This is a genomic window from Lentiprolixibacter sp. (assembly GCF_982873095.1).
Genome location: NZ_CEYNTP010000092.1, coordinates 1,847 through 9,796, shown reverse-complemented (window position 1 = coordinate 9,796; position 7,950 = coordinate 1,847). Strand labels below are relative to the sequence as shown.

Below are 7,950 nucleotides of genomic sequence, written 5' to 3'. Positions count from 1 at the left end.
AAATAAGTTATCATCGGGCTCGGCTGAATATACTTTTAGCATTGCACGTCCCTGATACTTGTCGAATATGATGTGGGGGGTGTATTTCTTTTCATTTATTCTAATTTCTCTTATAGTGCACAATACCTACCGTTTATATTACCGCAAGAAACAACGCAAACTTCAGGAGGAAAACAAACGGGAAATGCAGGTAGTAAAACTCCAGAACGAAAAAGAGATCATTAAGATAAAAAATGACCAGTTACAGGAAGACTTTAAGAACAAAAGCAACGAACTGGCAGCCTCGACCATGAGTATTATCAAAAAGAACCAGCTCTTATCTCAGGTAAAAGAACAGCTCATGGCGGGCAAGGAAGACTCAGGTTCGGTCAAAAAGATCGTAGAGATCATTGACAGGAACCTCAAACAAAATGATGATTGGGAGCTGTTTAAGGAAGCCTTTAACAATGCCGACCGAGAATTTTTGAAAAAACTGGAACAGGCACACCCCAATCTTACACCAAATGACATTCGACTGTGTTCCTATCTCCGCTTAAACCTTTCCTCCAAAGAGATGGCGCAATTGCTTAATATCTCTACCAGGAGTGTGGAGATCAAACGGTATCGTTTGCGTAAGAAACTCAACTTGATGCACGATGAAAACCTTGTCAGCTATATTTTAAGGCTGTAAGAACTCTACAATCCAGGTAAATCCCCTCACATTCACCTCAACATTACCTATACACTAATTACAACCCATTTACTATATCATTCTGGACAATCGCTCTGAGGCTTGATTTTATCGACAAAATTGCCATTTCAACAAAAAACAGCGATTTAATTGCGATGTATAGTTTTTGTTGAGGTGATTTTTATGGAATTGACAATTCGTTAGGATATATTTAACCTTTCCATAACTAGGCATGCCAACCAAGCTACAACGTTTTCGATACTTCAAGGGGATACTCCCTTTTTCAAATTTCCGGAGTGACAAAAATACTTGTGCCGGGAAGGCAACTGCCTATACAAACCTTAAGGTCAACTTAAACTAGAGATACTATGAAAAAAACGTTGCTGAGTTTAGTAATGCTGCTCATCGCTACCGGAATTTTTGCTCAGGTCGATCAGGTTTCTATCCGTTCTGATGCGGACGGGGACAGGCTGATCGTAAACGGACAGGAATTCATGATGAACGGGATGAACTGGGACTACATTCCCATCGGGACCAATACCGTGAATGCAGAGTTCTGGAAAAAGTCTGATGATATTATCAAAGCCGGACTAGATACTGAGATGTCCCTTCTAAAGAATATGGGGGTTAATGTGATTCGCCAATATACTGGTGTCCCCGCCAGGTGGATCAGGTACATCTATGAGAACTACGGTATATACACCATGCTGAACCACTCTTTTGGTCGGTATGGCCTTACCATAGATGGTGTCTGGATCGAGATCACAGACTATGCTAATCCACGCACACAGGAATTCCTGATGTCTGAGGTGGAGAACCTGGTGAGGGATTATAAAAATACCCCGGGGCTGTTAATGTACCTGTTGGGTAATGAAAACAACTACGGGCTCTTCTGGGCTGGGGCGGAGACAGAAGATTTCCCTGACGATGAAGAAGAAAAGGCTTTCATTGGTGAAAAAAGGGGCCGACCCATGTACCGCCTGATGAACGAGGCCGCCAAGCTGATGAAAAGTATGGATGCCAACCACCCGGTTGCCATTTGTAACGGGGACGTATTGTTCATTGATATTGTTGCTGAGGAATGTAAAGATGTAGACATTTATGGAACCAACACCTACCGCGGGGTTTCCTTTGGAGACATGTTCGATGTGGTTAAGGAGAAGCTCAACAAACCTTTGATGTTTACCGAGTTTGGTGCTGATGCCTTTAATGCAATAAGCAATTCCGAGGATCAGAAGTCGCAGGCTTATTATATGGTAGGCAACTGGAAAGAAATCTATGCCAATGCAGCAGGTCTGGGAAAAGCCGGTAACTCCATTGGTGGTTTTACGTTCCAGTTCAGTGACGGCTGGTGGAAGTATGGCTTCAATGACCGAAAGGGAGCCGATGTCCATGATAACAACGCTTCCTGGGCAAACGGGGGATATGCTATAGATTTAGCTCCCGGAGAGAACAACATGAACGAAGAATGGTTCGGGATCTGTGCCAAGGGACAAACCGATCCAAGGGGATTATATGACCTCTTTCCCAGGGCAGCCTATTACGCGCTGAAAGAAGCCCACCAGTTGAACCCCTATGCCGAGGGAGTAACCCTGGATTTTGTTGAGAACTACTTCAATAACATCAACCTGATGGATGCTGTGCTTAAGGCGCGTGGCGATAAGGCCGCCTTAGTAGGGGAGAAGACCGGGATGGTGCGGGTAAGCAATCTGCAGGCCAGGTTCACTACCTATAATACGGGTGGCAACCTAATTACCACACCGGAAACGGCAGATCCTGACGAAGTAACCTATCCAAGCGAACTTGGCTTTGATCATATGCAATCCTATTTCGTTGGGGTGGAAGGAGAACCTGCTTCTAACATGAGGGCCAATGTGAATGTGAACATTCTGGGCAACGTGGCAGAGAACCCCATCGACGAAATCTTTTATGAAAACAGAGGACGTACCGTTTCTGTAAATACTCCGGAGGGGGTACTCGACCTCACTGACCTAAGACGTGTTCAAATCTACAACGCCTCCTTTGACTGGAAAGCCAAGGATTTTGATTTTAGAGGGTTCTACCGAACAGGGCATTATCACTGGGGTTATGAAGGCGACTTCTTCGGCTTGTACCCGGAAGCGAACTACGGACCCAACCTGGATATCTATAACGGTGAGATCAGCGGTTTTGAGATAGATGGGAAGCGGGCTTTTGACGGCCTAAAAATTGCCTTTGGACCTCAATTGTGGTGGGGGGCCAACCCCGCGGTCCTGGTAAAATACCGCAAGGAAATCGGCAAATACCATGTCACTGGTGTTTTCCATGAAGATATCGATGATTTTGGAACCATTGTATCCTCTCTAGCGGTCCCAATGCCAAGGACAAGAAGGGCAACGGTACATGTAGAAAGAGAGTTTGGTGACTTTGGTGTTGAAGTAGGAGGTATCTGGGGAGGTGAACCTCTGAATGGAAGGGAATTCCAATTTACAGAGGACAACCCCAATTACGATCCCGCACAACCGGTTTCTGACACCAATAACAAATACATCGTATTTACGGATGAGGTAGATACACAGGATAACTGGGGGGCCAAGGCCAAGATTACCTTCTCCAAAGGAAAATTCAACTGGTATGCCCAGGGGGCAGCCATGGGACTTGTAGCTGGAGGAGGCTATGATCAAACCAGGACGTTTACCGGCTGGAGGCTCAAGGATACAGGAAGCGGTAACCAGACCAACTTCCTGTCGGGTTTCACCTACCAGCTCGGTAATGTACAGGTGGCACCCAATTTTATGTGGCAGAAGCCCATTGTAGGACCCATGCCTAATGATGTTCAAGGCCCAGGACGCCTCAGGAATATCCTTGATGATCCCTTCTCAGTTCGGGCGAACAGGGAAATGATTGGGGGAGAGCTCTTGCTTACCTGGGATCCCACCCCCGGGACCTGGATGTACGAATGGGACAATGACAGGGCAGAGGATGCCCCACTTGCAGTAAGTGCCGGCTTTGTTTTCAGGCACCATCCTACAGCTATGGACGCACACATCGGATTCCTGGGCAATCGTACGCTGTTTGCCTTCCCGAATTCAGTTCCGGCTCAGGACCTGTGGGAAGCACACGCCCGTATCGTTTCTAAGGTGAATCCTGATCTTGGTCTGATCGCGAATCTGTATTTCGGAAATGCCCAGGCCAACGGTAGTGACCCCAGACTGGTAGAGCGTGTAGGAGCAGACATCCGAATGATCTACAAGAATATAAAGGTACAGCACGCCTTTAAAATAAATGACTGGGGTCCCTTTGACTACCATCGCGATTTCAACCTGACCTTCCCGGTGCAGTTGATGTTAGACATCTCAACTACGATCGGTAAACCGGATTGGTTCATTTTACCAAGTACTCAGGTAGGTATACGGGGAACCTGGAGGACGCTTAATGAATTTTCTCCACGCTACCTGCCCAACCAGGCTGAAGAGTTTGCTGCGGAACCCACACTAAGTCCTGTTGGGTTTGGTGACGGTAACGAGTGGGAGATCAGGACCTATGTGCATATCAATATCGGCAAATAAAAAATAGAGAGATGAAAAACGAAAAACGATTATATAGAAAACTTACCCTCCTTTTAGCGCTCGTATTGGTAGTTACTGCGAGTTGTGAACGGGACTATGATTTTGGGAAAGATGCAGAATTTGCCACCTTCTCAAACAATCCGGAGATTTTTATTGACGGGTTTAGTGCAGGTTTGGAATACCTGCCGTTTGGCGGGTCCAAACTGGATGCTTTCTCTGTGGATACAGAAACGAAATACGCCGGGGAATCGGCTATGCGTTTTGACGTACCCAATTTTGGGGATCCCAATGGTTCTTTTGCGGGTGCGATCTTCCCCGATATGGGGGGGCGTGACCTCTCCGGATATGATGCCCTCACCTTCTGGGCGAAGGCAACTAAGGCAGCAACCATAAATGAAATTGGTTTTGGCCAGGATTTTGGAGAAAACAAATACCTGGTTACAAAGTTCAACCTGCGCATCAGCACCGGTTGGACAAAATATGTAATCCCTATCCCAGACCCCGAAAAGCTTATGGTTGAAAAAGGACTGTTCTGGTATTCAGAAGGGCCTGAAGATGGCGATGGCTATACGTTTTGGATAGATGAGCTAAAATTTGAGAAGCTGGGCACAGTCGCTCAACCACGGCCGGCAATATTCGGAGGTGTGGATCTGGAAGCAGAGGCTTTCCTGGATATCCAGGGCCTGATCCCGGCAAGCGGGCTTTCACAAACCTTTAATCTGGGCTCTGGAATTAACGAGACGGTTCAGGTAGCCCCTTCTTATTTTACCTTTGAATCCTCAAACCCTGACGTGGTACAGGTGAGCGAACTGGGTGTGTTAACCCCTGTTGGCATTGGGACCACAACCATCAGCGCTACCCTGGCTGGGGTGAGGGCAGAGGGCTCGGTGACTTTAGAGGTGAACGGCGGCTTTGAATTCGCACCGGTGCCCACTCGTAGTCCTGAAAATGTCATCTCAGTTTTCAGTGACTCCTATACCAACGTCCCTGTAGATAACTACAACGGATTCTTTGGTGGACAGACCACCACAGGAGGCTTGGTGCCCATCAATGAGGAGAATAACATCATTATCTATGACAACCTCAATTTTGTGGCTACTACAGTTAATCCAACAGTGGATATATCTCAAATGACCCATTATCACGTTGATATCCGAATCGATGAAAGCATTGATGCCGGGGATAATATCAGACTGGAACTGATAGACTTTGGTCCCGATGGTGCTTTTGGAGGCGGCAACGATACAGGCGGTGCCATTACCATAAACACGGGACAGCTGCAAAGTGGCAGCTGGATTAGCCTCGATATTCCTCTTGCCAACTTCTCCGATGCCACAGGTGGCGGATTAAGTGGATTTGCTAGTGGTGCCCGCACGAATCTGGCGCAAATCGTATTTGCCTCAGGAGGTGTTTCCAGCATTTTTGTAGACAATATTTATTTCTACTCGGAATAAGCGAAGGACCAAAAACAGTATGAATTAGAAAAAACATATGCTTATGATATCCAAAATGATAACAAAAAGGTTTTTACCCTATACCAGGGTGCCTTTTTCAATGATAGCGTATCTCCTGATAGGTGTCACCATTTTCCTAAACATGGGCTGTGCCACAGAGGATACACAAACCGTAACCACCTTTACCCAACTCACCTTCCAGGATGAGTTCGATGTCAACGGTGCACCTGATCCGTCCAAATGGACCTTTGATATTGGTACCGGACCCAACGATGACGGCTGGGGCAATAACGAGTTGCAGTACTATACGGATCGTACAGAAAACGTGACCGTTAATAATGGTTACCTGATCATAACTGCACGACAGGAGAGTTTTGAAGGTTCCGGATTTACCTCGGCTCGTCTGTTGACCAAAGGGATCTTTGAACAACAATATGGTCGCTTCGAAGCACGTATGCGCTTGCCTTATGGCAAAGGCATGTGGCCCGCTTTCTGGATGCTCGGGGCTGATATTGACACCAATCCCTGGCCCGGATGTGGAGAGATTGATATCATGGAAAATGGGGGTTCAAGCCCAACCATCGTTAGCGGTGCCGTTCACGGACCTGGATACAATGGAGGCCTTGCCATCCTTAAAGAGTATGATTTTGAAAACGATCGTGTAGACACCGGATTCCATGTATACGGTGTGGAATGGGGCCCGGAATACATCAATTTTTATGTGGACGATGTATTGTATAATCAGCTCACCCCTGAAGATGTAACAGGCCGCTGGGTCTTTGATCAGGGACCATTTTTTATGCTGATCAACCTGGCAGTGGGCGGAAATTTCGACGGCCCTCCAAATGACGAAACAGTATTCCCACAAACCATGTTGGTGGATTATGTGAGGGTATATAAATATAACGGACTAGACTAACAATAACTATTATGAAACAACTACTAAAAACAGCAAGCAAGTTTTCCGTAGTCATCCTTGTGCTAGCGCTATGGGGATGTGCCGAAGTGGAAAGCCTATTACCTACGGTTACGGCCGATTTTACATTCACTCTTGATCAGGAGAGTGGTACCGTAACCTTTGTGAATACCTCAGAGGATGCCGACAAATACGAATGGGATTTTGGCGACGGCACAACCTCTAATGAGATTAATCCGGTTAAAAAATATATGTCCACAGGGAACTATTCAGTAACCCTGAAAGCCCTCAGCAATGCCGGTGCCTCAGACACCACTGAACCTGTAGTAATATCGGTTACAGTGTTACAGGCAGTAACATTACCTATTACCTTTGACGATGCTGATATTGATTATGAGGCAACTACTTTTGGAGGCGTATCTTTTGCAGTAGTAGCCAACCCTGATCAATCCGGATCTAATGACAAAGCTGGAAATGTTGGGGCCATCACCAATTCAGGTGCTGCCTTTGAAGGCTTTTTCTATGATTTGGGAGCAGCCCTTGATTTAACCACAGAAAAGACAGTTAAAGCAAATTTCTGGGCGGATGCACCTGTAGCTGTATTGCTCAAATTGGAACAAGGCACAGCTGCGCCCATCGAAATATCCGTAGATCACGGAGGTACCGGATGGGAAGAAATTGCCTTCGACTTCACTTCTTCAGACCAATACTCTAGGCTTACCTTCTTTGTAGATGGTCCTGGCACTACTGCAGGCACCTTCTATATCGATGATATTGAACAAGCAGAGACCGATACCGGAGGCGGTAATACGGGTGGTTCTATTGAAGACTGCGGTGGCGATCTGGTCAATGACTTCGAAACGGCAGACAACAGTATATTCAACAACTTCGGTGGTGGTGTTGGTACCATTATCGACAATCCGGACACATCGGTAAACACAAGCGCCAAAGTAGGGCAGTATGTGAAAGGTGCCGGAGAGGTGTTTGCAGGTATTACCATAGATGTGGATCCTGACATTGATTTCAATGCCGGGGTGTTCTCCATCGACGTGTCCTCGCAAGCGGTACGTCAGTTATTGTTCAAGCTGGAAGGTCCGGGCATTGAGGTTATACTTCCGACATCGGGAACAGGCTGGGAGACCATTACCTATGACTTCAGTGCTGTAGCCGGTAATGTGGGTACAGTTACGGGCATCACCTTGATCATGGACAATGGTACGGCAGGTGACGGCAGTGCGGACTGGACGATACAGTTTGACAACATCAGGCTGTGCAGCAACCAGGCTACTGGTGGAGGCAATTCATTGGAAGACTGCGGTGGCGATCTGGTCAATGACTTCGAAACGGCAGACAACAGTATAT

General features: G+C 46.7%; 5 protein-coding genes. All 5 read left to right on the top strand.

Annotation, left to right across the window (positions count from 1 at the left end; genetic code table 11):
• The first annotated feature begins 115 nt into the window (after positions 1–115).
• Positions 116–670: a helix-turn-helix transcriptional regulator gene (locus AC4E7D_RS07200; RefSeq protein ID WP_490173136.1), complete on the top strand. Its 555-nt coding sequence runs from the start codon at positions 116–118 to the stop codon at positions 668–670.
• A 368-nt stretch (positions 671–1,038) separates the two neighbouring features.
• On the top strand, positions 1,039–4,218 hold the full coding sequence (locus AC4E7D_RS07195; protein ID WP_490173135.1) for a glycoside hydrolase family 2 TIM barrel-domain containing protein: 3,180 nt from the start codon (positions 1,039–1,041) through the stop codon (positions 4,216–4,218).
• 11 nt (positions 4,219–4,229) lie between these two features.
• Positions 4,230–5,672, top strand: coding sequence for a hypothetical protein (locus AC4E7D_RS07190; protein WP_490173134.1), 1,443 nt, complete (start codon positions 4,230–4,232; stop codon positions 5,670–5,672).
• Between the two features lie 100 nt (positions 5,673–5,772).
• Positions 5,773–6,591: a glycoside hydrolase family 16 protein gene (locus AC4E7D_RS07185; RefSeq protein ID WP_490173133.1), complete on the top strand. Its 819-nt coding sequence runs from the start codon at positions 5,773–5,775 to the stop codon at positions 6,589–6,591.
• A gap of 11 nt (positions 6,592–6,602) precedes the next feature.
• A partial coding sequence (locus AC4E7D_RS07180; RefSeq protein WP_490173132.1) for a PKD domain-containing protein occupies positions 6,603–7,950 on the top strand: 1,348 nt, incomplete at its 3' end.